The sequence below is a fragment of the Cytobacillus sp. GQ23 genome (assembly GCF_059758675.1).
Genome location: NZ_JCAXER010000076.1, coordinates 1 through 1,173, shown reverse-complemented (window position 1 = coordinate 1,173; position 1,173 = coordinate 1). Strand labels below are relative to the sequence as shown.

The 1,173-nt window shown below is 48.5% G+C and carries 7 tRNA genes and 1 rRNA gene; all 8 read right to left on the bottom strand.

Annotation, left to right across the window (positions count from 1 at the left end):
* Nucleotides 1-22 precede the first annotated feature (22 nt).
* A tRNA-Arg gene (locus AC6CHU_RS25920) sits at nt 23-99 on the bottom strand.
* 15 nt (nt 100-114) lie between these two features.
* Nucleotides 115-203: transfer RNA gene (locus AC6CHU_RS25915), tRNA-Leu, on the bottom strand.
* Nucleotides 204-209: 6 nt separating this feature from the next.
* Nucleotides 210-284, bottom strand: a tRNA-Gly gene (locus AC6CHU_RS25910).
* A gap of 8 nt (nt 285-292) precedes the next feature.
* Nucleotides 293-377, bottom strand: a tRNA-Leu gene (locus tag AC6CHU_RS25905).
* A 17-nt stretch (nt 378-394) separates the two neighbouring features.
* Nucleotides 395-470 (bottom strand) — tRNA-Lys (locus AC6CHU_RS25900).
* Nucleotides 471-626: 156 nt separating this feature from the next.
* A tRNA-Thr gene (locus AC6CHU_RS25895) sits at nt 627-702 on the bottom strand.
* A 20-nt stretch (nt 703-722) separates the two neighbouring features.
* Nucleotides 723-798: transfer RNA gene (locus tag AC6CHU_RS25890), tRNA-Val, on the bottom strand.
* Between the two features lie 9 nt (nt 799-807).
* Nucleotides 808-924, bottom strand: a 5S ribosomal RNA gene (gene rrf, locus AC6CHU_RS25885).
* Between the last annotated feature and the right edge of the window lie 249 nt (nt 925-1,173).

The following is a 1,173-nucleotide window of genomic DNA, read 5'->3' as shown; positions in this document are numbered from 1 at the left end:
GCTGAGCTACTCCCCGTTAATATGGCGCGCCCGAGAGGAGTCGAACCCCTAACCTTTTGATCCGTAGTCAAACGCTCTATCCAATTGAGCTACGGGCGCAATATTAAATTCTACTGGTGCCGAGGACCGGAATCGAACCGGTACGGTAGTCACCTACCGCAGGATTTTAAGTCCTGTGCGTCTGCCAGTTCCGCCACCCCGGCAATAAATGGAGCGGAAGACGGGATTCGAACCCGCGACCCCCACCTTGGCAAGGTGATGTTCTACCACTGAACTACTTCCGCAAAAATAATGGTGCGGGTGAAGGGAGTCGAACCCCCACGCCTTGCGGCGCCAGATCCTAAGTCTGGTGCGTCTGCCAATTCCGCCACACCCGCAATATAAAAATTAAAAATGGTGAGCCATGAAGGACTCGAACCTTCGACCCTCTGATTAAAAGTCAGATGCTCTACCGACTGAGCTAATGGCTCATACTTTTATAAGACTTCCTAATGCCTGAAAATTGCAGTCAGATGTTCCAAAGCTAAACGCTTTGTCACAGATTGCTATTCGTGAAGTGATTCACAGATGCTGCAATCTGCTCTACCGACTGAGCTAATGGCTCATATTCTATAAAAGAAATGAAGTGGTGCCGGCGAGAGGACTTGAACCCCCAACCTACTGATTACAAGTCAGTTGCTCTACCAATTGAGCTACACCGGCAGCTTGTACATTTAAATTAATGGTGGAGGATGACGGGATCGAACCGCCGACCCTCTGCTTGTAAGGCAGATGCTCTCCCAGCTGAGCTAATCCTCCATTATTAACGCCCGGCAGCGTCCTACTCTCACAAGGGGACAGCCCCTAACTACCATCGGCGCTGAGAAGCTTAACTTCCGTGTTCGGTATGGGAACGGGTGTGACCTTCTCGCTATCGCCACCAGACTATTTTTCAAAGACAAGTATTATTATACCGTCTTTTTATCATTTTTCAAGAGGAAATTTACTTTTTTTTCGTTCCCTCAAAACTAGATAATGTATGAAGAAGTATTTACCGAGTATTCACCAATGACTTGTCTAGCTTCGGCTCCTAACTTCTCGGCCGTTTCGATCCGTCCCTCCAATCCAAAACCAGGATTTGAATGAACGGCTCTCCAACGTCTCTCGAAGTTGAACAGTCGCCTCCGCTTGTCG